A 24,198-nucleotide genomic window follows, 5' to 3' on the forward strand; every position below is an offset into this window, starting at 1 on the left:
TTTATAGCCTGATTGATAAAGTAGCTTCAAAAGCTTAAGCTCTTTCCTACATCAGCTCAACTTTATTTTTACAGGAGATAAAAATGGACGTTGAGTCAAAAGTAAAGGCTTTTTTAAATAATTAGTATATTAATTTATTTAACTTTTAGTATAATTTATTATATTTTCAATAAATTAACATTATTTAGGAGAGTCATATGACTAGTAACACAGATTTATATTTAATAACTCTTGAAATAAGAGATGGTCGAAAGACGATCGAGGATTTAAAGACCGCTCTTAAAGAAAAAGAAGTGATTGTTAATACAGAAACATTTAGATATGCTTTACAATGCTCACAAGCTACAAAAAAGGCAGTAATACATGAAATTCTGCTTCATTTTGTAAAAAATTCTAATAAGCAATCACTAAAAGATGTAATAGAGCATTTAAATGAGACAATACGGAATAAAGGGTCGATAGATCAATATGAAGAACTTGATACACTACTAAATTTTCAAGACAATGAAGGAAATACGTTGTTGCACTACGCAGCTTTGCATAATAAACCTAACGATATACCGACTCTTATGCAGTGTGGTGCAAACTGTCTAATCAAAAATACAGATGGTAAGACTCCATTAGATTTCGCTCAAGGAGATACAAAAACAAAACTAATTGAAAGTATGAAAGACCAAGCTCAATTGAAAGAAGGAAGCTCTATATATGATGCTTTAGGGCGTACATTTGCTGTCAGTCTTCTTGCTTTTATTGCATTTGGATTGTGTGCATGCATTGCAGCAGAGTGTGATGTAGTAAGTTTTCCTAGTGCCATATTAGGTGCAATCATAGCATCTCCTCTTGTTGGCATAGCTGCTGGACTAATTATATATTTCTTAGATCATGATCGTAAACAAGCTGGAGCGATATCAACACTTCTGCAAGAATTTGAAATGTCTGAAAAGACACCATTATTACAACCTTCTGTGTAGTAATAATATTACTGATTTCTTTTTTCACTAACCCTACATTTACTTCATCTTTTAATAGTATCTAGATTTCTAGATACTATTACATGTTTGTTGTAACTTGCATAAATCACACTTTTTTTTAGCTAAAACATCTCAACTTTATTTTTACAGGAGGAAATATGTCATGCACAGAAATTAGATTTCCAGAAAATATATCTTATGGTTCTACTGTAGGACCGGAATTTTCCACTGACATTGTAACAACTCATAATGGCTGTGAGCAGCGCAATATTAATTGGTCTCGTGCACGTGCAAGGTATAAAATAGCTTATGGAGTTAGGTCAAACAAGCAGCTAACAGAACTCATAACATTTTTTCAGGCACGAAAAGGTAAAGCTATAGGGTTTCGCTTTAAGGATTGGTCAGATTTTACAGTTATCAATCAAGAAATTGGCATAGGAGACGATAAAAAAGCGACCTTTCAGCTGATAAAAATTTACATAAGTGGAAAAGACAAGCATACACGAACTATTAAAAAGCCAGTGCATGATACAATAAAAATTTACCTAGATGGTGAAAAGACAGAAAAATATTCAGTGAATTATTTAACTGGAGAAATAGCATTTATGAAACCACCAGCAAAAGGCACAATAATCACCGCAAGCTTCGAATTTGATGTACCAGTACGATTTGACACAGATTACCTAAACGCTTCTATTGATAACTATGGCAGCAATAGCTGAAACAATATTTTCTTGGTAGAAGTGAAATAAAGTTAAAGTATGCTCCATAAAAGTTAAGCGATACTGAGGCTAATATTTAAATGAGCCTCAGCATAATTTAAAGTCTATCGCCCATTACAATGTTCCACACTCGAAATTTGAGGAAATTCTAATGTAGTGTTTTCTCTTTCTTGTAAAATAGAAAGTTTTAATAATTCTTTTAGAACTAACTTTACAAGTATTGTACCATTTTCCTTAAAGAGGTAGTCCATCCTATTGGTTTTCTGTATGTGATTGACAAAATTTCTAGCTTTCTCATCAAAAGCCTACATTGTGTTGATATAAGATAATACCAAATCCGAGCTATTTATTGCTAAAATACAATTTATGAAAATATCTAATTTTGTTTTATCTTTAGTCAAATCTTCAACTAACCTATTTCTAATATTATTATTATCAAACAAAATGTACTCTAGGTACGAAGCAGACTCAATAAGTATAAAGTCTTCTAAAGGTACTAGTTCTGAATCGTTGTCAACATCAGTAAGTATTACAAAATCAGTAATACACCCTTCTTTTCTCACAACATAGCACTTAGGAAGACCACGATACATTGATAGCAAAGAAAAAAGACGTATTATACTTGTACCTCTATCTTTCATTTCTTCGAGAAGCTTTTTATCATTTATTAGTTTGTGCAAAATGTAATCTGTAGCAGGACCTGGTTTGCGAAAACGAAACATATTATTTTCTGCAAAAATAGCCTCAGCTAATTCAATAGACTTTTTATCCTCATCTATAAAAGCCTTTCCTTTTCTATTTAACTGTATGATTTCAGCCTTGCTATTGCTGCGTAGTCTGGTTTGCCCTATTAGCCTCTCAAATATTTTTGTCTTCATATATATCTTGTATCAATTAATATTGATACAAGATATATTAACTACTTTAAGAAAAGAAAATGAAAATCTTAATAAATATTAAGCTTTTATTAAAAAAAGAAAGTCTTTTTATATTTGTACGATTATACAAACGGTTTGATTGTTGTGAATTATCTAGGTACCAGCGTCTAATTAATAAGCCTGCTTGAAGCCGTTCAGCAGATTAAGATAGACAAAAACACAGGAATAAATGGTGTCATGTCAGTACCCAAACACTGGCATCCAGTTAAGTGAGTATAAAAGTAATGTTAAAGACGTTTTGATGATTATGAAAATGCTGGATCCCAGTGTCAAAGCACTGGGATGACAAGAAATGGAACACTGGTTTCAGTATTTGCACGCATCTATGTTCAGTGTTTGCACATGCATAACTTGCTTCAAATTGCTGATAAGCATGATAACCGCATGCAGGAGATGCAGCAGCGAACACATTTAGGTCTCTTTGCTTGAGTGTCTAGACAAGAAATGGAACACTGGTTTTAGGCATCTACGTTCAGTGCTTGCACATGCATAACTTGCTTCAAAATTTCTGCTTGCTGATAAGCATGGATCTTAGTATAACCACATGCAGGAGATGCAGCAGCGGGTCTTGCAACACATTTAGGCCTTCTTGCTTGAGTGTCTAGATTAGATAGAACCTCTTCTATTAACGGATTAACAAAGAACCATCCTCCCATATTTTTTGGTTCCTCTTGACACCATACAATTTCAGCGTTCTTATATTTTTCGAGTTCACTGTTTAGTTTATCGGCCGGGAATGGATAAAATTGTTCTAAACGCACTACTGCTATATCGTTTATTTTTTGTGCTTCAAGCATTTCAATTATGTTGTAATAAACTTTACCACTACATATTACAACTTTACGTATTTTATCACTTGCAACTAAACCTGTTCTACACTCTGGAATTACCGTAAGAAATTTTCCTTCAAAGTCAGAAAGGTTAGAAACTGCGCTTTTATGACGCAATAGTGATTTAGGTGTAAACACCACTAAAGGCTTACGAAAATCTCGATTAATTTGTCGGCGTAAAACATGAAAATAATTCGCAGGAGTAGAGCAATTAACCACCTGCATATTATCTTCCGCACAGAGTTGCAAAAACCTCTCTATACGAGCAGAACTATGCTCAGGCCCCTGCCCTTCATAACCATGAGGCAAAAGTAAAACTAGACCACTTGATCGCAACCACTTTGTTTCTGATGATGCAATAAACTGGTCGATCATGATTTGCGCACCATTTGCAAAATCACCAAATTGCCCTTCCCAGAGCACCAGTGAATATGGAGAGTCAAGGCTATATCCATATTCAAAACCCATCACAGCATACTCAGATAGTGCGCTATCTATAACTTCAAAGCGAGCTTGCTTCTCACTTATGTTGTTTAGTGGAATAAAATCTTCTTCCGTTACTTGATCAACAAGCCTTGAATGACGGTGCGAGAAGGTACCACGACCAGAATCTTGTCCTGACAAGCGCACTCCTATTTCTTCTTTAAGCAATGACGCAAATGCAAGACTTTCACCAGTGGCCCAGTCTATGTTGCTACCGGAATTTATACTTTCTATTCTGCCATCAAGTATTTTCCTCACTTTATTATTGAGATTAAAACTACTTGGAATATTGCTATTTATGTGTACACCTAATTTTTTTAGCTCATCTGGTGAAACACCAGAGTCCGTATAATATTCACTCAAATCGTTCAACTTTGCTCTTCTCAATTTCGACCACACTCCATCAAACCAATCAGCTTTTTTTGGAGTGTAAGTCACTGACTCAGCAAGACTTTTATCCAACCTTACCCTAAATTCGCTGCGCAATTTACTTACTTCATCACTAATTAGGACTTTCTCTGCAGCCAGCTTCTCTTCGTAAATTGTTCCCGGAGTTTTATGCCTTGATATTTCTTTATACATAAGTGGCTGAGTAAAATTTGGTTCATCACCTTCATTATGGCCATATTTGCGGTAGCATATTATGTCAATCACCACATCCTTTTTAAATTTCTGCACATACTCCATTGCCAAACTCGCGGCAAAACTCACGGCTTCTGGATTATCTCCATTAATATGAAATATTGGAGCTTCTATTGATTTTGCTACATCAGTACAATAAAAAGAAGAGCGTGCACAACGAGGATTCGCAGTAAAACCAACTTGGTTATTGATGACAATATGCACGATACCACCAACTTTATAACCTTCAATGTTGCTCAAAGTCAGGGTTTCAGCAACCACTCCCTGACCGATAAAAGCTGCATCACCATGAATTGATATTCCAAGCACAGATCTCGTATTTTGTTTTGCCCTTACTCTTCCAGCTAGAACCGGATTTACCGCCTCAAGGTGAGATGGGTTAGGACATAAACTTAAGTGTATTTTTTTACCACCAGCAAGTGCTCGATCAGAAGAGTAACCAAGGTGATATTTGACATCACCAGACACCTCAAGACCACTTGGATATTCAAGGTTGCCTTGAAATTCAGACAGCATTGCCGCATAATCTTTTCCCATCACTTTAGTTAGAACATTGAGCCGTCCTCGGTGGGCCATACCAAGAACTATTTCTTCAATACCAAAAGCTGCAGAATCACTAATAACTCTTTCAATTGCAACAATGGCTGACTCCCCACCTTCGATAGAAAAACGCTTATATCCAGGAAATTTCATATGGAGAAATTGCTCAAACATCTCAGATTCAATCAAGTGCCTTAGTATTTCTTTTTTATCCTGAGGGCTTAGCGTATAGACCTGATTTTCAATTTTCTCCTGCAGCCAAACTCTTTCCTCATAAGAGGAAATATGCATAAATTCAAAACCGATATTCTTGCAGTAAATATCTCTGTAGATTCTAGTGTCACTTGTAGGAGAAAGATTCAAGTATTTTTGATAATCTATTTCCTTATTTACATTCGGTGATAATGGATTTAAGTCTGCAAAAAAGTGACCATAAGATCTGAAAAAATTTGCTAAATCATCAGCATCTACTTTAGCTTCATTCTGTGCTCTGCAGGGTTCTGCTTTATTAACTTCTAAATTGCTCGAAAAAATTCTGTACCAATCTTCTCCAATTGATTTATCGCCTTGCAAGTAACGGCTATAAATTTTTTCCACAAATTCGACATTATCGCCATAAAAACAGGAGTTATTTTTAAAATTGGACATAATCACTACAAAAGTATCAAATACTTATGAGTATAACTTAAGTTTTTTAAAAAAGAACTCCTTTAGTTTCTACTTATTAAGTTATACAAACACGTAATCTGAGTTTTCCAGAAAGGGTGTCATTCTAGACTAACATCTAATCTTTCCATAAATGCTGTATTTCAACATAAAACAACTATACTCATCAACTTGTGCCAAATCATAATTCCTAGGTTCCAGTGTTAGCTACTTGGATGAAATCTTTTTTGGATTTTTATACTATTGCTGATTGAATTTTTTTTTGCACATCTAGGAGTGTAAGCGTTTATGAGTCAGAGGATAAATCATATAACATTTACTCGGTCTTAATACTTTGAATTTATATTTAAGTAAACGATAAACAGTAATTGGTATGAGTGATCTATTTAAAAGTGACAATTATGATAAAAATCTCAATTCTTTGATAAGAGTCATAAAGCTGAAGGATACAAAAAAAATTAATGAACAATATGATGAAACACTGAAAGATTTATCTCAAGCTCTGAAGAATTTTACAAACAACGCAAAAGATGTAGCCAAATTTGTTATATATAGCGACTTGAATAATTATGTAGAACCTTTGAGCACAAAGCTACTCGGTTTTATTGGAACATTAAAAGGGATATTAGATAGAGTCTTAGGAAAAGATATTCCAACTAATAATAATGACATAAAAAATTTTATTGGTGATGAATTATCAGGTTTCACTATAGAAAAAGCAACCGAATACACAAATATTTTAAGTACAATTAATCTATTCAAGAAAGGACTTAAAGAAATTTTAGATTCGAAACAGAGTGGAAAAGGCAATAAAGAACATAAATCATACGAAGTAAGCACGGAAAATAAAACGACATCAAAGCAGAAGGAAGATACTCTTAAGCTGCAAGAAGGAAAATAGCCGGAGAGAATAAAACGGCCAACAATAGCACCTCCGCCACCTCCTACTGCCTCAAAAAAGGTACACTTTAAACCAGAAATAGAGAATGTATCTCCTGAAGATTCAGGCTACGAAAGTTCATTAAGTAAAGAGTCTGGACATGAGGAAATATCAAATTATCAAGAGAAAAGTAGTAAATCTTCAACAAAAGATTCGGAAGACTCAAAGTTAGCTAAAAAGGAGCCAACTCACAAAACGAAACCTTAGAACCTGTTCATAATCTTTTCAGAAGCAAAGCAGCGAAAGCAAGAACGACCATTTGCAGGCTAGTGTTGAGTTTCCGCTCGCAATTTTTCCAAAGTCGCCTACATTTTTGCAACCAAGCAAAAGATCTCTCAACAACCAAAAAGATGGGTTGTTGAGAGATCTTTTGCTTGGTTGCAAAAATGTAGGCGACTTTGGAAAAATTGCGAGCGGAAACTCAACACTAGCCTGCAAATGGTCGTTCTTGCTTTCGCTGCTTTGCTTCTGAAAAGATTATGAATAGGATCTGAGAAAGATAATATTAATTCTAGGAACAATTTTAATTTTACTCCTTTACATACGGCAGTAATGAATGGTAAAGATAGTACAGTTAAACTTCTTCTAAAGCGTGAAGCTAATGTTAATGCTAAGGGTCACAAAAGTTTTACTCCTTTACATACAGCAGTAGTAGATGATAAAATTAGTATAATTAACCTTCTGCTTGCTGACCCAAATCTTAATGTTGGTTGTATAAAAGTTGCATCTATTAATAAGGAAAATAAAGAAGAAAAAGAAAAATTTTTTCAAAAAATTAGACAGGATTACAATTTATTTGAGAAAGTAAAAAAAGCGGCAAACGAAAAGGATATAGGTAAGCTAGATGAATTGCTCATAGAGATAGAAGAATTACTGAAATCAAAAAATAAACATGGTTTCAAACCAAGCTTAAACTATTCTCCAGATGGTAATGATGAAAATACTACTGTTGAAATTGCTATTCAAGCTGGTGGAAAGTTATTAGATCTTTTATATGCTTATGCTAAGAAGAATATAGACACAGAAACTGAAATATTTAAAAAACTAAAACGTGCTAAAGAAAATTCTCATTCTAAGAGAGATCTTTGTGATGTTTCTGTTTTAAAACATTCTACTCCAGATCAAGACTTTTTGTTTAGTAATGGTTAATGCTTCCTTCTATAATGCAAAACCCATACTCATCCAACCTAATTGATTACTTGCAATCTGGATTTCAGTTTTAGCTACTCGAATGAAAGAGAAAGGGCTACTTGCATGACATGAAAAGGAGCACCGAGCAGATCACTTCTTCACAAAGATCTTATCAGCAACACGCATATCAATTATGCTCCAATTGCTAAAAGTAAAGTCGGTTGTATTTTGCAAGTGGCTTAAATAATCCCATGCGCTATAAGGATTATCTTCAGACAATTTTACTGTGGCACTGTCATCGAGTATGATATTCCATCTTCTATTGCCTACATAAACACAAGAAGAAATATGATCACTTAATTGAGTTTTCCTCTCTAGTATATATTTAATGAATTTTAGGCTTGATAACGAATTTTGTCCTTTGATTATAACGAGGTTATCTATCTGGTAATCATCTACGATTACTTTACCTTCAGAGTCAATTACTGAAGTTTTGTTATCATCTTTCCAAAGAGCAAAAGGTTTGTGTTCATTTACATCAATGCGTAAGGTGTTGGGTAAAATCCTATAAATTCTTACATGTTTTATCCATTCGCTTACAGATTGTATATTATCTGTTAGTTTTGAGAGTGATACATACATGATAGGTTGTGTTCTATCTACTAAACTTAGAATGTCCTGTTCATTTGTAAATTTGTTTCCAGTAACGGTTACTTTGTCGATTGAAAATCCATTGCTAATTAATAAGCTCGGTAAGCGATCGTTACACCAAGTAAAGTAGTAATTGAATCGATTTGTTATTTTATCAAGTGAATTATAAAGTACTAATGTAAGGAAAAGTGCAGTTATAATCATGAAAGCACACTTGCGCAAAAAACTCCTTTGGCTTCTAGTAACATTGTTCAACATCGGCTTGATCTCTAATATTCTTGTGGTGTAAACTGTCTTTGACAATAATTTTAATTAATTCATTAAAAGCAATTCCTTTTGTCAATTTTGCAATTTCTGGTACTAACGATAATTCAGTAAAGCCAGGATGTGTATTAATCTCAAGCATTTTTAAAGTGTTATTTTGGGGATTATAACGGAAGTCTGAGCGGGAAACAGTTTTGCATCCTAAAAATTGATGAACTTTTAGTGCGTGTTTCAAGGTCATTCTATATATGTTGTCAGGAATTTTAGCAGGAAATATATGTTCTGCAAATCCATCTGTATACTTTGCTTCATAATCATAGAATTTATTTTTTGGTCGTATTTCCATAGTGCCAATTGCTTCGTTCAGCAACACAGCAGTATGTAACTCTATACCCGGTATGTATTCTTCTATGATCATCTTTTCCATTATAGTAGAACTGTTATTTTTCAGCTCTAAGTAATCCTCATGTGAGAAAATCATTTGTACTCCAATGCTTGAGCCTTCGTTAATCGGTTTTAAGACGTACGGATAATCAACTTTAATATTATTTTTTAGCACATCTTCTCGACTAATTACATAGCCTCTTGGAGTGTCGATATTAAGAGAATGGAATATATGCTTTGACATCACTTTATTCATAGCAACAGCCGAAGCCATAACTTCTGAGTGTGTATATTTTATACCTAAAATCTCCATTAAACCTTGAATACAGCCATCTTCACCATAAGGTCCATGTAGAGCAATAAAAGCAAGAGCGGGATTAGTTTTTTTAAGCTTTTGAGCAATGTTGCTATCAACATCTATTTCTATTGCATTATATGAAAGGCTATCAAGCGCCTGCTTTACTGCTTTTCCGCTCATAAGCGATATTTCTCTTTCGCAAGAAAATCCACCACTTAAAATTGCTATAGTTGGAACCATAAGCACCCTAATATTTTGCTATATATCATATATAAAAGATACTTTTATCTTCAATAGAAAAAACGCTTTAAAAAATTCCACAGCTGTACAGATATTGAAACTTGCAGATGGTGTCATGCAAACTGGTTCCTTTATGATAAAACACCAGATTGCAAGTAAAACTGGAAGATCTTTTTCAGTAATATTCTTTAAAAATTTAATTTTGTAATCCACTTGATTTCCACTTTACATCTTTGTAATCAACTGTTTCTACACCTTCAATGTCATATTGATCAGCAACTACAGATAGTTCCATTTCATGATCTATTAAATAACTTTTCTGCTAATTCTTGAGTGGGCTGCTTAGTAAGCTCAACTAGTTTAGTAAAATGCTGTAAAGTTTTTTTACTGAAAGATACATTAGCATTTGCCGTAAGTTTTACCAAAGTTCATGAGTAATTGTACAATATTTTCCTGAAATTTTCAAGAAAGTAAACTTATCTGGAAAGTAATTATGCTGATATAAATATTACAATTTTATTAATACATAAATGCTACCGTGGCGTTAGTTTTTTAATTTAGGAGTATATTATGGTTATACCTACACAAAACTCGAATTCATTAACGTTTCAGGCACGTAACCTATCTCATATTTGCCACAAAAACTGTGAAGAGGCGTTCAATGAAACAGACAAACCTCTATGCAAGACTAGATGTGACGCTTTCTTTTCAGTGCCTGAACCTCGTTCACAAATTAGTGAGAAATTAGTAGACATTGCAAACAATCTCCGTTTTGAGAGTGCACAATTATCGTCTATGGCAGATGAAATAGACGCTTACAATTCAATGTCTATTTAATCAAAAAAATGTAAGTCTATTTTTGTACTCTATGACCCTAAATTTTCATCAAAATAAGCTGTCTTATCCTTTTTTTCTTTATACTCTTCTGCTGTATCTAGGGGTTGCTTTTTAGCTGTAATGTTTGGCCATTTTTGAGAATATTCTACGTTTATGTTGTAAAATGATTTAAAGATTTTTTGTTCATTGTTCAGCAAACCTTCGTCTAGTTCTATAATATCTTTTATGGAATCATCAGTTATAATCGCATCCACTGGACACTCAGGTATACATACTCCACAATCAATACACTCATCTGGGTTAATCACGAGCATATTTTTACCTTCATAAAAGCAGTCAACGGGACATACTTCTACACAGTCCGTATATTTACATTTTATGCATTTATCTGTAACAAAATGCGTCATAAAACACTGTATATTTACATTATCTTGGGTACACTAAATTGATAAGAAATTCAAGCCTTTTATGAAGATAAATAAATTAAATAACGAAGAATTAGAAATATGGCTAAGCTTGGCTAGAACTGTGGGATCAGTAAAGTTCTTTAGTATACTTAGAGCATGTGGGTCGCTATATGAAGTGCTTAAATATCTTAATAAGTTAATTAACAAGGATTATGGAATTCAAAATGCACGAGAAGAAATTAAGAATGCAGAAAAAATTGGAGCCAAAATAACACCAGCATGTGATCCAGATTACCCTGAAATTTTAAGTAATATCTCTGATTGTCCTCCTGTAATAACTACACTTGGTGATGTATCATTATTAAGTCGTGAGATAATTGCAATAATCGGTGGACGTAATTCTTCAATGAATGGAAGAAATTTTACCAATAAGTTGGCACTCGATTTAAGCGAAGCTGGTTTCATCGTAATTTCTGGTCTTGCAAGAGGGATTGATACTGCAGCAAACAGTGTAATATACAAAAATTACCCCACTATTGCTGTTACAGCAAGCGGAATTGACGTAGTATACCCAAGAGAAAATTTTGATCTATACAAAAGAATCACTGAAAATGGCGGATTAGTAATTACTGAGCTTCCATTTGCTACTAAACCAAAGCCTCAGTATTTTTCCCAAAGAAACCGAATTATATCTGGCCTTTCACTCGGTGTTGTGGTAATTAAAGCATCAAAAAAGTCTAGTTCTCTCATCACAGCAGATTTTGCTTTTAATCAAGGAAGAGAGGTGTTTGCAGTTTCTGGTTTTCCTTTAGATTCACGCTATAGTGGTAGTAATTATTTAATTAAGAACGGCGCTAAACTTGTTGAATCCGCTGATGATATAGTAGAGAGCGTGAGATTTAGTTTACCTCTGCAGCAAAAAAATCTATTTGATACCGTTGCTGACCAAAAACAAGAAAAATTGCAACAGGCAAAATATGTTATAGTTGATCATATTAACTCTGTACCTATTGATATAGATGAACTTATATTAGCAAGCGGACTTTCTGCCAACATAGCTCTAATGGCTCTTTTAGAACTAGAGTTGGAAAACAAAATAGAGCGTTCTCCGGGGAATAAAATATCATTAATTTTCTAAATTGCTTTAGTTATAAGTCCACAACCGTACAAACATTATGATTTGAGTCCACCAAGAAAGATGTCATTCCAGCGTGTGACGCTGGCTTTCCGTAATCTCACTAAAAACGTTGTATTTTTACATAACTTTTATACTTACTAACTTAATATATAATCAGAATTCCTAAATTCCAGACTCATGCATCAATAGACCTGCTGCAAAAGGTAATGATAAAATGATGGGAGAGAGGTAGAAGAGGAATAAGCAGATAGAGTAAGGTAAAAAAATGAACTTTAGTTACTACAATATAAAGAAACACCCAAGAAATTTTCGTAATATAACAGGCTTAACTGTAGAAGAATTTGAAAAGTTGATAGAAAAAGTGGGGAACGTTCAAAAAAGTGTGTCAAGCCGAAAAGAAAAGTAATAAATTGATATAAAAAATGGAGGTTTGAAATGAGTCAAGCAAATAGAACTACCAGATTAGTAGACTATAAAGAACTAGAATCAAATATTTTATCATCTATAGCTAACCCAAGAAAGGTTTAGCTATATGGCAAAATTGGTTAGAATGGTATAATAAGTAATGAGAAAGAAGAAGATGCCAAGTCCATATAGTGAGGATCTGAAAGAACGTGTTTTCAAAGGAGTCGATAAAAAAACAGTGACGATAAAAAATCAGTCAAATATTCAAAGTGAGCATGTTACAACGTTTTTGACGACGAAAAGACTTGATAGCTACTTGCATGACAACCATTTAGTTGTCTTTTTCATCTATCTTATTTTGTCGCTCTGCTGAACAGATACGTTTCTTTTACCTTTTTTATTCTGTAAGTTTTTTAGTATTTGTATGTTTAACATAAGAACTACACAAGACTACAAATGGTGAATCAGCATTACCTTAAAGAGAGTACCCATATTTTCAGTTAACCTTAAAAATTCACTGAAGATCTTATTTTTCTGTTCATTACTTGCATTTTTCATTAAAGCTTGTGCTCTTTCCTTTATACCAAAAAGGTGTAAAAATTCTCTTTGAGTCAAAATCTCACAATTTACGTGCCTTAATGAATCTTTTAATGATTGAAAGTTCACAAGTGCAGTGATGTCACTATTACCGACGTTTTCAAGAAAATTAGTATATTTATGCTGCCTTATCGATTGCAAAGTGCTCTTATATTCAGGATATACATAACCATAATCTATAATCAGGGCAGCTCCTCCGTTATTGACTATCTTATTCTCAAGTTTCTTTAATATGTCGATTCCGGCTAGGCATACTTCCACTACTGCACCATTGAAACCCCCTGTCATTCCAGTCAGGAATCCAATTTTTGGTCTGGTTAAGCACTGGAGTGACAATGAAAGACTGCCATCATCTTGTTTTATTACTCTATTTTCATACCACTGCTCATCACGATAAATAAATTGGTCAATTGGAAGGGCGTCAAATAACTCATTTGCAAAAAAAATAGTTGGCTGATTTGGTAAGTTGTCGACATCTTTGTGCCAATTAATATCTAATCCCTTTAATTTTTCCTTTTGTATTTTCTGTAAAATAGGGCTTATCTCAACTAGATGAATGTCCATTGAGCTAAAAAAACAGCTATATTTTTTGGTGACTCTTATTACATCATGAATTAGTGTTCCTTTACCTGGCCCAAGTTCAGCTAGAGAAAATTTTGATGGCTTTCCTAATTTTTCCCATGTATCCATTATCCAAACTGCAGTTGTTTCACCAAATAGCTGACTAATTTCAGGTGCAGTAATGAAATCACCATCTTTGCCAAGTGGTAATTTATTCATGTAATAGCCGTACTCTTTATGATATAGAGCAGCATTCATAAAATTACTGATGGATATTGATCCTTGGCTTTTATCAATTAATTCGTGTATATAAGTAAGCATATTATTAATAAATGTTTAACTATAGCGTGCCATACTATAAAATAGTGGAGTATTTATATATATAATATAAGTTTAAAGGCGATAGTGCTTTGGTTATGAATAGTCAAGATACGGATTATATTACCCTTATACCTCAAGATGATGGTGTTGAATATAAATTTGAAGAAGTTGTCAATTTTGTAGAAAATAAGGTTGTAGGTGCTGATGGATTAACTTTAGCGGAGGTATTTCAAGCATTAGTTAAAATGTTGAATGGTGACCTAGAGTTAGTAAAAAAAGTGTTAGCATATGCTAATATTATGGTAAAGCATGGAATGAGGTTAGCAAAAGAGTCACAATTGAGCAGAGCTGATATTCGCAGAGCTTTAGAAGGAAAAAAAAATATACTCAATAGACAAGATTTTATCAAAAAACCATCTCTCCCACCTGCTATAAAATCGATTAAAAAGAAAAGTAGAGGTCTTTAAATGACTGCATCCATCAAAAAATTTACTGTACAGTGTGATTTTAAAGGACAAAATTCGCCTTTTGCAATATACATAGGAGATCCAAAGGGTGATACTCATCCAATTCACCATCAAGATTACTGGCTTACAAAGGAGCGTGGAGGAAATATACCTAATAAAGTCAAAGAAAGTCTGCAAAAATTATATAAGTTATCTCAAGAAAACGGGATCTCTTTTTCAGAATTATGTGCATATGCCATTACTGTAGTTAGCAATAATGATAAAAAAAATAACGGCAAATAGTTAGATTCTCAATATTTCATTTATGGAGGTTTTTGATCTTGTCTTCTTGTCTACTTTTTTTACTATAATTGCGCAATAGGTTGAGATATTATTTTTAGATGGAGTAGATCCTGGTAAAACTACGGAATAAGGTGGCACTTCACCATAAAATATCTTGTTTGTTTCTCTATCAATGATCTTTGTTGATGCTCCAATAAACACCCCCATGCCAAGGACTGATCCTTCTCTTATTATCACACCTTCTGCTACCTCACTGCGCGCTCCAATAAAGCAATTATCCTCTATAATAACCGGAGAAGCTTGAACAGGTTCAAGAACTCCGCCTATTCCCACTCCACCAGAAATATGGCAAATTTTCCCTATTTGTGCACAACTACCAATTGTTGACCAGGTGTCTATCATTGTACCAGAATCGATGTATGCACCAACGTTAATAAAGCTTGGCATTAGAACAACATTTTTACCTATATAAGCAGATTGGCGGACAAAACACCCAGGTACTGCTCTAATTTTTGACTGGTAAAATTTCTCCTCATTCCATTTACTAAACTTGCTATCGATCTTGTCAAACCAGCAATTGGTGTTGTCTATTATTTTGCTTTCTTCAGTGAGAAAGTGTAATAATATTGCCTGCTTTATCCATTTATGTACTATCCATTCTCTACTTGATAGCTTTTCTGCTACTCTAATTTTACCAATGTCAAGTAACTCAATTACCTCTTTGATTATTAATCTTGCTTCGTATTTTAGATTACAGTCGTTAAGTTTTTCTTTATCTTTCCAAATATTTTCTATCTCATCTTGTAATTTTTTAGTTGCAAATTTTTCATTTATTATATACATATTGATATCAAATTTATATTATACGTAAGCACTATGAAAATACAATGTCATAATTGTACTAAAACTTACTTAATATCTCGTGGGCAAATAGGTGAATCTGGAAGAAAAGTGAAATGTACAAACTGCAATCACATGTGGCATGAGTATCTAAAAGAAATGTCAAGTGAATTGTGCCCTTCTGGTATACAAGAAAAAGAAGCTAACTGGAGGCAAAGTTTAACTCTAGCTTTTGCAACAGTTGCAGGGTTATGCGTTATAATTGTTGGTGGTATCTTTCCAGGAGAGGTAAGTAAGATATATAAAGCAGTTAGTGCATATAAAGATTCAATAAGCCATAAATTAGGATACAAAAAAGTGCAAACGGAAAATTCAAGTGCGAGAGAACTTGTTGTAAATGAGTTTTATCAAGATTACCTTTTTCTGTCTGATTTTAGATCTAGTTAAATAGGCATAAATCATCAATGTCATTCAAGTAACTACACTTATTCCTTCATGATAGTGTCATTCCAATGTCAGCTACTTTCATGACGCCCTATGATTGTTATTACATCGTTTACTATAGATTTGTTTTAGAAGCTTACATCCAGAAAACTTGTATAGATTTTTTCTACTTCTGTGATATTATAAGCCTGTGATGATAAAATAAGTGGATATGGATAAGTCAGCGTATGAAATCATAGAGCATGAGTATGATGTGGTGATAGTAGGTACAGGTGGAGCAGGGCTTAGAGCAACACTTGGAATGGCTGCAACTAATTTTTCAGTTGCCTGCATTTCTAAAATTTTCCCTACACGAAGTCATACAGTTGCAGCGCAAGGAGGAATTAGTGCAGCTTTGAGTAATATTGCTGAAGATGACTGGCGCTGGCATGCATATGATACAATAAAAGGTTCAGACTGGCTTGGCGATCAAGATGCAATAGAGTATATGTGTAAAAATGCTGCCAAAGCTGTGATTGAACTTGAAAATTTTGGTGTACCCTTTTCTCGTACGGAAGATGGAAAAATATATCAGCGTGCCTTTGGTGGAATGACAACTCACTTTGGTAAAGGAAAATCGGCTCAGCGTACTTGTGCAGCAGCAGATAAAACTGGGCATGCAATTCTTCATACTCTATATCAGCAATGTCTTAAATTTAACGCTGAATTTTTTGTCGAATATTTTGTAATCGATTTGATTATGGACAAAGGGACATGCTGTGGGGTGATAGCTTGGTCGCTGTGTGATGGTACTTTGCATAGATTTCGTGCACATTCTGTGGTAATAGCAACAGGTGGTTATGGACGTGTTTATTTCTCTGCAACAAGTGCACACACCTGCACAGGTGATGGTAATGGCATGGTGGTAAGAGCTGGGTTGCCACTTGAAGATATGGAGTTTGTGCAATTTCATCCAACAGGAATATATGGCTCAGGGTGCTTGATGACGGAAGGATGCCGCGGTGAAGGTGGGTACCTCATTAATTCTCAGGGTGAGAAGTTTATGGAACTTTATGCGCCAAAGGCAAAAGATTTGGCTTCTCGTGATGTAGTAAGTCGAGCAATGACAATTGAAATTAGAGAGGGAAGGGGAGTTGGGCCAAAGAAAGATCACATGTACTTGAATATAGCTCATCTTGATCCGGAAGTAATAAAGCTCAGATTGCCAGGTATTAGTGAAACAGCAAAGACCTTTGCAGGAGTTGATGTTACTAAAGATCCGATACCTGTTATTCCAACTGTTCACTATAACATGGGAGGTATTCCAACCAACTATCATGGGGAAGTGATCACGTTGCAAAAAGGTAAAGAAGAAGTGGTAGAAGGATTATTTGCAATAGGAGAGGCAGCATGTGTTTCTGTACATGGTGCAAATCGACTAGGTTCCAACTCGCTTCTTGATCTTGTGGTTTTTGGTAGAGCTGCCGCGCTTAGGGCAAAAGAAAAATTGAAACCTGATACACCACATAAAAAATTGCATTCAGACTATACAGAATTGATAGTAGATAGATTTAATAAAATGCGATTTGCTTCTGGGGAGTTCAAAGTAGCAAAAATACGAAGTGAAATGCAGCACACTATGCAGAAATATGCATCGGTATTCCGTGTTGCTGAAGTTTTAGAGGAAGGTAAAAAAGCTATAAAAGAAGTAGCAAAAATGATGCCTAACATTGCAGTTGAAGATCGCAGTATGATATGGAATAGTGATTTGGTTGAAGCTCTGGAGCTTGCCAATATGATTCCACAAGCAGTTATTACCATGGAATGCGCATCTAATCGCGAGGAAAGCAGAGGTGCTCATGCTCGTGAAGATTTCCCTGAACGTGATGATAAAAACTGGATGAAACATACTATGGCATGGCTTAAAGAAAAGAAAAACCAAGTCAGTGTAGAGATTGACTATAAAAAAGTTGCTGAAAAAACTTTGAGCGATGAGATTGATTTCATCGCCCCGGAAAAGAGAATTTATTAGTCAATTCATCTAGTTTATTTATAAATCGTAGTATTGATATATCGCTCATTTTAGTAGCTGGGCTCTCTGTATGTTCTGACTGCTCTTGTGCTGCTGAGTTGTTAGCTAAATTTTGTTGTTCAGTAACATTTTCAGGTTGTGTTGCAGTTTGGAGGTTATCTTTACTGATTTGCTGATCATTGGTTAATTCTTTAACATGTTTCCTAATGCCGCTAAGTCCCAAAGTGAATATCAGACAGACCACTCCTGTTATAGCTATGATGGGTAACGCTGCTCCAATTGCAATTTGTCCTTGGAAGCAAGAAAGTGTTACCATTGTAATAATAGTAGTTGCTACTGTGATTGCTAACAATACACTAGCTCTCCTGCCCGGATCAATGCATTTACATACAGCAGATGCTCCTTTTTTTACACCAGAACCTAGCTTTTTAATGCCTGATTGACATTTTTTCGAAGCAGTTCCACAGTGGTATTTTTCCTCAAGCTTCTCTTTTAGTTCTTTAGCTTTCTCCTGTGCTTTCTGTGGAGTACTTGAACAATCTTTTAGATCTCGTAAAGTTAAATAGTATTTTTGAGTATGGAGTTCTGGATCTTCTAACCATAAAGAATCAGGGTTAGCACCGTTTTGTAATAATGCTGCACAAAACTTTGTTGTATTATCATAATTAGTTGCTAAATCAAAAATTGTTTCTTGCGATAGGTACTCGATACTTTTTTTTCTGCTTTTTTCTTTAGTGCTAATTCTAGAGGTGTATTGCCTTGTCTGTTAGTTGCTTTTATAGCTTCATCTAATTTATCTTCAGATATTTTTCTTTCTTTTACTAAGGCTGATATTAATTTCAAGCATGTAACTTTTTGCTTCCCTCTCAGCAAGGCAATATGGTGTAAAGCATTATTGCCATTTGCATCTTTAAGGTTAATATCTGCTCCTTTTTTCAATAATTCCTTAAAAGATTTTTCATCTTTATCTTTAATTGCTAAATGTAGTTGATAATTATCATTACTATCTGGAGTATTTATGGTATGTGGTATAATTTCTTTAATTTTTGTTCTTATTTCTGATTTTAACTCAGGTTTCTTTACTGACTTTGCTAATTTTTCTAAGAAATCACAATAGTATGTCTTTTGTTCTTCTTTTAAGTATTGTAATTCTTTTGTAGATAATCCTAAATTGTCAGAGCTAGCTCCATACTCTAGCAATTTTGTAAGAAACTTAAGTGTTTTATCGTTATCTTGGATTGTGTGAGAATCATGTTTCCCTTTTATTATCTTGTTAATTAGTGCTACCTGAAAAGGAGTCTTTCCTTCTTGATTTTCACTATCAACAAGTTGTACTAAATTTTTCTCGTTAGCTATTTTTATCAAGGTACCTAGAAACTTAAGCTTTTGTTTCTTTTTGAGCGATGCAATAAGGTGTAAAATATTATTTCCTTTTTTATCTGTTATGCCACTGACATTTGTGCAATCTTTTAGGTATTTTCTAAATTTCCTGTTGTTTCCATTTTGGATTGCATTTAGTAACTGGTCATTATCAGAATCCGATATTCCATTTATTCTATCTTCAAAATCGCTATCAGAATCTGATATTCCGTTCATTTCATCTTTAAAATCGCTACCGTAGCCACGGTCTTGTTTATTGTACCTACTCAAACAACTTTTAGTGATTTCAGAAATTACTTGGTTTTTTGTTTCATTTGATATTCTTTTCAATCGTTCTATTACTTCACCTAGCACTGGAAGGAAACATTGGACATAATATCTGTGATATTTTTCCTGTTCTCTAAGAGATTCTTCTAATTTAGTTAATACTTCAGGATTAGCGCCTTCCTTAAATAACCTTTTACATTCCTTGAGTGTTTCATCTCGACTTCTTGATTTTTCATGCTTATGTTTTTCTTTTTTTACCTTTTTATCTATAATATTATACAATTGCTTGTCTTTTTTATCTTGCTCTTGTTTTTCATTTTTGTTTATATATTTATCTAGTTTGTTTGCATTAGTAACTAATACACTTAGATCTATACTTATATTAAAACCTCAATATTAAAAGCTATTTGGCGTTAACGAATTGGATTAAACTTTTAAATTGAGCTAGATGTTATCGAAATATAGGTGAAAAGGCAGAAAACTAGTTTCTATTAGAAAATCTATTGTCATATTCAAATCCCCACTTTAGCACTTGTCTACTATTTTAACTATTTTATCTTAAAAAATAATAAATGTGGCTAAACTGTGAAGCATGAGTGCTACTGAAAGAGGTAAACCAATGTTTTTATAGATCTTTCAAACTTGATTTTTCTTCTAATTTTTTAAGCATTCCCTTACTTAGTATTGATTTTATCTCTTCTACGCTTTTATCAAGATCATCATTAATTATTACGTAATCATATTTATTACTTTTACTTATCTCTTTTTGCGCTTCGGCTAATCTCCGCTCTATTTCAATTTCATCATCACTATTACGCCTTTGTAGACGCAGTCTAAGCTCTTCCATTGAGGGAGGTAGTATAAAAACACTTACAACTTTTTCTCTTAAGATTTCAAATAAATGAAATGCTCCTTGCCAATCTATATTCAGTAAAACACTTATGCCACTACTCAGGTTTTGTTCTATAAAATCTTTTGGTATACCGTAAAAATTTTCAAAAACTTTAGCATATTCAAGCATTTGACCAGCCTTACATAGTTCATGAAACTTTTCTTCAGTAACGAAAAAATAGTCTTTTCCATTTACTTCACCGGGACGAAGTTTGCGTGTAGTCATAGAAACAGACATAACTAAATCGGTTGATTGCTCAAGTAATTTTTCTGATATAGTAGTTTTTCCAGCTCCAGAAGGAGAGGATAGAATCAGTAGTATGCCCTCATTTTTTACGGTCATTTTTCTTTATTTAACAAGTACATTATAGAGCTTTTTTAAGACTTTGTATTTTTTGAATCAAAGTTTAAAAGACTAGAGCCCTCTAAATTAGAATTTGATAAATTGGTATCAATAAGAGAGGAATTATCAAAGACAGTATAACGTAAATCGGCTTTTTCAAGATTTGCCTTATTCAAATTAACGTTTACAAACTTTGCTCTACTTAATATTGAATTAGAAAAATTAGCATTTTCTAAATTCATGTCTTTAAACTCAAAGTAAGAATAATTTACATCAAATTTTTCACCCTGCGATATTTTCTCTTGCAGATCTTTAATTGAAGTTATAGCACTCTCTAGACCTGTAATTTTGCTCTGTCCCTGATTATCAATCAAAATTGAATTATCAAATTTGCAATCTGTTAAATGAATATCAGCAATTGAACTTTTATATATGCTTGAAGAGAGAAAAGACATATCACTTATTGTCGAATCACTCAAATTGCTAAGAAAAAAACTAGTCTTTCTAAAGGTATTATCATAAAACACGGAGGATTTGAAATCACTTTCAATAAAATTTGAATTAGTGACTTTTAAGTTAGACCAGCTCGAATTATCAGCTAATAATTTGAAGAATATTGAATTTTCTATCTCACTGAAGTCAATACTATGGTGGGAAAGAGTACTATTATAAATTTGAGAGTCTTGAATTTTTGTCTTATACATTGAAGTTGTGGAAAGATCTGAATCTTCTATTTTTGCAGAGGTAAACAATGAATGATCAAAGAACGAACCATTCATGTCAGAATTCACAACTTTAGTATTATGAAACTTTCCGTGACAAATGTTAGCATCATAGGCGTTAACTTTATACAATTCACTAAAACTAAAATCAATATTAGATAAGTCAGCATCCTGAAGGTCTGCTTCGAAAACATATGCATGTTTTATCTTGGAACCATTTAGTATAGATTTAATGAAGTTTGAATTATCCCCTTTCACATAGGAAATTTGTGAATTGCTTAAATTGGCTTTTTCAAAGTTACTATCAACTATAATAGAAGCATTAAAATAGGCGTTCGAAAGATTGCTACCTGTAAAATCCAATTTTTTTATTTTAGCACCGTATATATTAGCGTTTTTTAGTGAAGAGAATTGTATCTTAAGCTTGTGTGCATCCACTCCAAAGAAACTTGCATTGTCGAAATTATTCTTCTGCATAACAGTGTCGTTTATTTCACTATCACTAAAATTTATGTAGCTAGCATTTGAGTTTGATAAATCGGATAAATTCATTTTTACATTCAAAAATTTGGTATGCAAACCAATTATATTACGCATACTTACTTTGTTGAGATTAGAATTGACAAAATCAGCATAACTGATATTAGATTGATCAAATATGATATCTGTTAGATTTGTAGAAGCAAATTTTGAAAAACTTAAATTTGTGCCTTGTATTTTAACACCATGTAAATTAGCATTGGAAAAATTAGCACCACGTAAATCAACATCGATAAAAGACACATCTGATAAATCGGTATTAGAAAAATCAGCACCAATTAAACTTACTCCATCAAAAATAGATTTATTTAAATATAATTGACTAAAATTAGCCCCATTCAAATTAGAGCCAAAACCTTTCTTAAAATCTTGTGGTATGCCTGCTTTATTACAATGTACTAAAAATTTAGCGAAATCTTTTTTATTGTAAGATACGTATTTTACATCGTGCAGAGCGCTTAAAAAATCATTGATTGGATTTTTTTCATCATCTATTTCATTTCCATAGCATAAATGACCAACTAGAAAAGTTAATATCAAAAGTCTAATTATCTTTTGCATCGCAGGTACTTTCTTTTGTTTTTATAGCAAAGTTATATATCTCTGAGTCTTCTTCATTGTTTATTTCTTTATCCTCTAAAAGGTATGGCATCATTTCGGCAATTGCGTTTATTATGTTGATCTGCTTCCTTTCGATTGCTATTTCAATAGGGGACTTAAAATTATTATCAACTACTCTAGGATCAGCACCTTGTAATAAGAGAAAGCGAACTGTGTCTACTTCACCTTGTTTCACTGCATAAATTAGAGGAGTATCACCCAATTTATTTCTAAATCTTAGTATTTCTTGAATTGTTAATCCAATTTTTTCTAGCTTATTTATTACTCCTCTTAGACAAATTAAGTTGCCCTTCTTTATGCAGTAAAAAAATTGCTTACTGTAATCATCAGTAAATATAGTTTTAGGAAGGTGCTCATTTAGGCTATCATATTGTCTTTTATATATAGACTTGCTTTTATGGTTCCATTCTTTTTTTATTTCTTTGTTTAGCTTTGTCCATTTTTCGCTTTCTTCATTTTCTTTGTTCACAGGTGTTATATTGTCAGGCTGTTCTTCTTTCTTTTTCTCTGTTAATTGGCTTGTTGAAAGTTCGGTGTCTTTTTTGCTAATCTCCTCTTCAGGCTGTAGGTTTGTTTGTATACCTTCATTACTTGAAGGTACTTCTTCATTGATTACATTTTGGGTTGTGCTTTCTTTTGGCTCGCTGGAAGGTATTTCGACTACATTTGTTGAGTCTGTGCTTTCTTTTAGTTCGCTCAGAAGCGGAGAAGTTTTTTCAGCATCAGTATTGCTTTTCGATACGTCTTCTTGATTTATATTTTCTTCAGACTGCTCTACAGCAAACAAGTTGGATGATAAAAATATAGCAACTAATAGTATGAAATATAAAGTATTCTTCATAGATATTGCAGTCATAGGCTTAATTAGAATGATACTATAATCAAATGATTAATCTACAGTAAAAAATGCCTTAAGGTTTTATTTATAAAAAACATTTGTATTACCTTTTCTATACGAGTAGAATTTTGCAAAGACTGAATATCAAAGTTTTTCCCATTTATTTAGGTTTTACCTTAAATTGTCATTGGAGTAGCTGACACTGTTTTTTTTCGATTCCAGCGTCACGCGCTGGAATGAAACCTTCATAATGTTATTCCATTTCTCTTGTCATCCCAGTACTTGATACTGGGATCCATTTTCCATCATCATTAGAAACGTTATATTTTAGCATAATTTTATGCTCGCAAATTTAACTGGATGCCAGTGTCTGGGCACTGGCATGACATCTATCATTTTATGTTTATAGTATTTTTTGCAAATAAACGTTCGTAGTTGTAAATTAAATGCAAAAAAATACTTGACACATTTGGTAGTTTAATTATTTTTAGTGAAAATGAGGGTATTTTAAAGCTCGAAATTCACCTTATTCAAGTCTGCAGACTTTTCAACTAATCTCTCAATGAAAAAATATAGCACAGTCTAC

24 protein-coding genes and 2 pseudogenes are annotated in these 24,198 nt (G+C 33.3%); 13 read left to right on the plus strand and 13 right to left on the minus strand.

Features of this window, described 5'->3' with window-relative positions:
* Positions 1–197 precede the first annotated feature (197 nt).
* Positions 198–971, plus strand: a complete 774-nt coding sequence (locus tag JSQ73_RS02210; RefSeq protein WP_214249455.1) for an ankyrin repeat domain-containing protein — start codon at positions 198–200, stop codon at positions 969–971.
* 158 nt (positions 972–1,129) lie between these two features.
* Complete coding sequence (locus JSQ73_RS02215; RefSeq protein WP_214249456.1) at positions 1,130–1,693, plus strand: TIGR02217 family protein; 564 nt, start codon at positions 1,130–1,132, stop codon at positions 1,691–1,693.
* A 305-nt stretch (positions 1,694–1,998) separates the two neighbouring features.
* Here the strand turns inward: JSQ73_RS02215 and JSQ73_RS02220 are convergent, their stop codons facing one another.
* Positions 1,999–2,571: a hypothetical protein gene (locus tag JSQ73_RS02220; protein WP_234301860.1), complete on the minus strand. Its 573-nt coding sequence runs from the start codon at positions 2,569–2,571 to the stop codon at positions 1,999–2,001.
* 518 nt (positions 2,572–3,089) lie between these two features.
* On the minus strand, positions 3,090–5,774 hold the full coding sequence (locus tag JSQ73_RS02225) for a 2-oxoglutarate dehydrogenase E1 component (RefSeq protein WP_214249457.1): 2,685 nt from the start codon (positions 5,772–5,774) through the stop codon (positions 3,090–3,092).
* 391 nt (positions 5,775–6,165) lie between these two features.
* On the opposite strand from JSQ73_RS02225, the gene JSQ73_RS02230 reads away from it, so the two are divergent.
* Positions 6,166–6,693, plus strand: coding sequence for a hypothetical protein (locus tag JSQ73_RS02230; protein ID WP_234301861.1), 528 nt, complete (start codon positions 6,166–6,168; stop codon positions 6,691–6,693).
* A gap of 253 nt (positions 6,694–6,946) precedes the next feature.
* Here the strand turns inward: JSQ73_RS02230 and JSQ73_RS02235 are convergent.
* Positions 6,947–7,075 (minus strand): annotated as a pseudogene (locus JSQ73_RS02235) (IS5/IS1182 family transposase); the annotation flags it as partial.
* Between JSQ73_RS02235 and JSQ73_RS02240 the strand changes: the two are divergent.
* Positions 7,075–7,215 (plus strand): annotated as a pseudogene (locus tag JSQ73_RS02240) (transposase); the annotation flags it as partial. The pseudogenes JSQ73_RS02235 and JSQ73_RS02240 overlap by 1 nt on opposite strands.
* A 21-nt stretch (positions 7,216–7,236) precedes the next feature.
* On the plus strand, positions 7,237–7,881 hold the full coding sequence (locus JSQ73_RS02245; RefSeq protein WP_255701071.1) for an ankyrin repeat domain-containing protein: 645 nt from the start codon (positions 7,237–7,239) through the stop codon (positions 7,879–7,881).
* A 132-nt stretch (positions 7,882–8,013) separates the two neighbouring features.
* On the opposite strand, the gene JSQ73_RS02250 is transcribed toward JSQ73_RS02245, so the two are convergent.
* A complete protein-coding gene (locus JSQ73_RS02250) occupies positions 8,014–8,772 on the minus strand; it encodes a cell division protein FtsQ/DivIB (protein ID WP_214249489.1) in 759 nt (252 codons plus the stop codon).
* Positions 8,753–9,706, minus strand: coding sequence for a D-alanine--D-alanine ligase (locus JSQ73_RS02255; protein ID WP_214249490.1), 954 nt, complete (start codon positions 9,704–9,706; stop codon positions 8,753–8,755). The genes JSQ73_RS02250 and JSQ73_RS02255 overlap by 20 nt, the downstream gene beginning before the upstream one ends.
* Before the next feature lie 564 nt (positions 9,707–10,270).
* On the opposite strand from JSQ73_RS02255, the gene JSQ73_RS02260 reads away from it, so the two are divergent.
* A complete protein-coding gene (locus JSQ73_RS02260) occupies positions 10,271–10,537 on the plus strand; it encodes a hypothetical protein (protein ID WP_214249491.1) in 267 nt (88 codons plus the stop codon).
* A 29-nt stretch (positions 10,538–10,566) separates the two neighbouring features.
* Here the strand turns inward: JSQ73_RS02260 and JSQ73_RS02265 are convergent, their stop codons facing one another.
* A complete protein-coding gene (locus JSQ73_RS02265) occupies positions 10,567–10,944 on the minus strand; it encodes a ferredoxin family protein (RefSeq protein ID WP_214249492.1) in 378 nt (125 codons plus the stop codon).
* Between the two features lie 61 nt (positions 10,945–11,005).
* Between JSQ73_RS02265 and dprA the strand changes: the two genes are divergently transcribed.
* From dprA to JSQ73_RS02280, 3 genes are all read left to right on the plus strand, one after another.
* Positions 11,006–12,082: a DNA-processing protein DprA gene (gene dprA / locus JSQ73_RS02270; protein ID WP_214249493.1), complete on the plus strand. Its 1,077-nt coding sequence runs from the start codon at positions 11,006–11,008 to the stop codon at positions 12,080–12,082.
* 265 nt (positions 12,083–12,347) lie between these two features.
* Positions 12,348–12,488, plus strand: coding sequence for a hypothetical protein (locus tag JSQ73_RS02275; RefSeq protein ID WP_214249494.1), 141 nt, complete (start codon positions 12,348–12,350; stop codon positions 12,486–12,488).
* Positions 12,489–12,662: 174 nt separating this feature from the next.
* The gene (locus JSQ73_RS02280) at positions 12,663–12,860 is read left to right on the plus strand and encodes a hypothetical protein (protein WP_214249495.1); all 198 of its coding nucleotides are present in this window, start codon (positions 12,663–12,665) and stop codon (positions 12,858–12,860) included.
* Positions 12,861–12,937: 77 nt separating this feature from the next.
* Here the strand turns inward: JSQ73_RS02280 and JSQ73_RS02285 are convergent, their stop codons facing one another.
* Positions 12,938–13,966: a class I SAM-dependent methyltransferase gene (locus tag JSQ73_RS02285; protein ID WP_214249496.1), complete on the minus strand. Its 1,029-nt coding sequence runs from the start codon at positions 13,964–13,966 to the stop codon at positions 12,938–12,940.
* 95 nt (positions 13,967–14,061) lie between these two features.
* Here JSQ73_RS02285 and JSQ73_RS02290 point away from each other — a divergent pair, with 95 nt between their 5' ends.
* A complete protein-coding gene (locus JSQ73_RS02290) occupies positions 14,062–14,433 on the plus strand; it encodes a hypothetical protein (protein ID WP_214249497.1) in 372 nt (123 codons plus the stop codon).
* The gene (locus JSQ73_RS02295; protein ID WP_214249498.1) at positions 14,434–14,715 is read left to right on the plus strand and encodes a DUF2610 domain-containing protein; all 282 of its coding nucleotides are present in this window, start codon (positions 14,434–14,436) and stop codon (positions 14,713–14,715) included. It abuts the gene before it with no gap.
* On the opposite strand, the gene dapD is transcribed toward JSQ73_RS02295, so the two are convergent.
* Positions 14,716–15,558: a 2,3,4,5-tetrahydropyridine-2,6-dicarboxylate N-succinyltransferase gene (gene dapD, locus JSQ73_RS02300; RefSeq protein ID WP_214249499.1), complete on the minus strand. Its 843-nt coding sequence runs from the start codon at positions 15,556–15,558 to the stop codon at positions 14,716–14,718.
* A 33-nt stretch (positions 15,559–15,591) separates the two neighbouring features.
* Between dapD and JSQ73_RS02305 the strand changes: the two genes are divergently transcribed.
* Positions 15,592–16,002 (plus strand): zinc-ribbon domain-containing protein, encoded by a 411-nt coding sequence (locus JSQ73_RS02305; RefSeq protein ID WP_214249500.1) that lies wholly within the window; start codon positions 15,592–15,594, stop codon positions 16,000–16,002.
* A 208-nt stretch (positions 16,003–16,210) separates the two neighbouring features.
* The gene (sdhA, locus tag JSQ73_RS02310) at positions 16,211–18,010 is read left to right on the plus strand and encodes a succinate dehydrogenase flavoprotein subunit (RefSeq protein WP_214249501.1); all 1,800 of its coding nucleotides are present in this window, start codon (positions 16,211–16,213) and stop codon (positions 18,008–18,010) included.
* Here sdhA and JSQ73_RS02315 read toward each other — a convergent pair.
* The 5 genes from JSQ73_RS02315 to JSQ73_RS02335 all read right to left on the minus strand — a co-directional run bounded on the left by JSQ73_RS02315 (position 17,982) and on the right by JSQ73_RS02335 (position 23,615).
* Positions 17,982–18,362, minus strand: coding sequence for a hypothetical protein (locus JSQ73_RS02315; protein WP_234301862.1), 381 nt, complete (start codon positions 18,360–18,362; stop codon positions 17,982–17,984). The genes sdhA and JSQ73_RS02315 overlap by 29 nt on opposite strands.
* A 320-nt stretch (positions 18,363–18,682) precedes the next feature.
* A complete protein-coding gene (locus JSQ73_RS02320; RefSeq protein WP_234301863.1) occupies positions 18,683–19,939 on the minus strand; it encodes an ankyrin repeat domain-containing protein in 1,257 nt (418 codons plus the stop codon).
* A 343-nt stretch (positions 19,940–20,282) separates the two neighbouring features.
* The gene (gene gmk / locus JSQ73_RS02325) at positions 20,283–20,891 is read right to left on the minus strand and encodes a guanylate kinase (protein WP_214249502.1); all 609 of its coding nucleotides are present in this window, start codon (positions 20,889–20,891) and stop codon (positions 20,283–20,285) included.
* A 35-nt stretch (positions 20,892–20,926) separates the two neighbouring features.
* Positions 20,927–22,714, minus strand: a complete 1,788-nt coding sequence (locus JSQ73_RS02330) for a pentapeptide repeat-containing protein (RefSeq protein ID WP_214249503.1) — start codon at positions 22,712–22,714, stop codon at positions 20,927–20,929.
* On the minus strand, positions 22,698–23,615 hold the full coding sequence (locus tag JSQ73_RS02335) for an ankyrin repeat domain-containing protein (RefSeq protein ID WP_214249525.1): 918 nt from the start codon (positions 23,613–23,615) through the stop codon (positions 22,698–22,700). Before JSQ73_RS02335 ends, JSQ73_RS02330 begins: the two co-directional genes overlap by 17 nt.
* Positions 23,616–24,198 lie beyond the last annotated feature (583 nt).

The organism is Wolbachia endosymbiont of Anopheles demeilloni (assembly GCF_018491735.2).
Classification (GTDB): Bacteria; Pseudomonadota; Alphaproteobacteria; order Rickettsiales; family Anaplasmataceae; genus Wolbachia.

Bases quoted from the DNA above. Each gene is read 5' to 3' on its own strand.
- dprA (WP_214249493.1), top strand. From the start codon at position 11,006: ATGAAGATAAATAAATTAAATAACGAAGAATTAGAAATATGGCTAAGC.
- dapD (WP_214249499.1), bottom strand. From the start codon at position 15,558: ATGTATATAATAAATGAAAAATTTGCAACTAAAAAATTACAAGATGAG.
- JSQ73_RS02230 (WP_234301861.1), top strand. From the start codon at position 6,166: ATGAGTGATCTATTTAAAAGTGACAATTATGATAAAAATCTCAATTCT.
- JSQ73_RS02220 (WP_234301860.1), bottom strand. From the start codon at position 2,571: ATGAAGACAAAAATATTTGAGAGGCTAATAGGGCAAACCAGACTACGC.
- JSQ73_RS02275 (WP_214249494.1), top strand. From the start codon at position 12,348: ATGAACTTTAGTTACTACAATATAAAGAAACACCCAAGAAATTTTCGT.
- JSQ73_RS02250 (WP_214249489.1), bottom strand. From the start codon at position 8,772: ATGTTGAACAATGTTACTAGAAGCCAAAGGAGTTTTTTGCGCAAGTGT.
- JSQ73_RS02330 (WP_214249503.1), bottom strand. From the start codon at position 22,714: ATGCAAAAGATAATTAGACTTTTGATATTAACTTTTCTAGTTGGTCAT.
- JSQ73_RS02215 (WP_214249456.1), top strand. From the start codon at position 1,130: ATGTCATGCACAGAAATTAGATTTCCAGAAAATATATCTTATGGTTCT.
- sdhA (WP_214249501.1), top strand. From the start codon at position 16,211: ATGGATAAGTCAGCGTATGAAATCATAGAGCATGAGTATGATGTGGTG.
- JSQ73_RS02210 (WP_214249455.1), top strand. From the start codon at position 198: ATGACTAGTAACACAGATTTATATTTAATAACTCTTGAAATAAGAGAT.
- JSQ73_RS02225 (WP_214249457.1), bottom strand. From the start codon at position 5,774: ATGTCCAATTTTAAAAATAACTCCTGTTTTTATGGCGATAATGTCGAA.
- JSQ73_RS02285 (WP_214249496.1), bottom strand. From the start codon at position 13,966: ATGCTTACTTATATACACGAATTAATTGATAAAAGCCAAGGATCAATA.
- JSQ73_RS02265 (WP_214249492.1), bottom strand. From the start codon at position 10,944: ATGACGCATTTTGTTACAGATAAATGCATAAAATGTAAATATACGGAC.
- gmk (WP_214249502.1), bottom strand. From the start codon at position 20,891: ATGACCGTAAAAAATGAGGGCATACTACTGATTCTATCCTCTCCTTCT.
- JSQ73_RS02335 (WP_214249525.1), bottom strand. From the start codon at position 23,615: ATGAAGAATACTTTATATTTCATACTATTAGTTGCTATATTTTTATCA.
- JSQ73_RS02260 (WP_214249491.1), top strand. From the start codon at position 10,271: ATGGTTATACCTACACAAAACTCGAATTCATTAACGTTTCAGGCACGT.
- JSQ73_RS02295 (WP_214249498.1), top strand. From the start codon at position 14,434: ATGACTGCATCCATCAAAAAATTTACTGTACAGTGTGATTTTAAAGGA.
- JSQ73_RS02290 (WP_214249497.1), top strand. From the start codon at position 14,062: ATGAATAGTCAAGATACGGATTATATTACCCTTATACCTCAAGATGAT.
- JSQ73_RS02305 (WP_214249500.1), top strand. From the start codon at position 15,592: ATGAAAATACAATGTCATAATTGTACTAAAACTTACTTAATATCTCGT.
- JSQ73_RS02280 (WP_214249495.1), top strand. From the start codon at position 12,663: ATGCCAAGTCCATATAGTGAGGATCTGAAAGAACGTGTTTTCAAAGGA.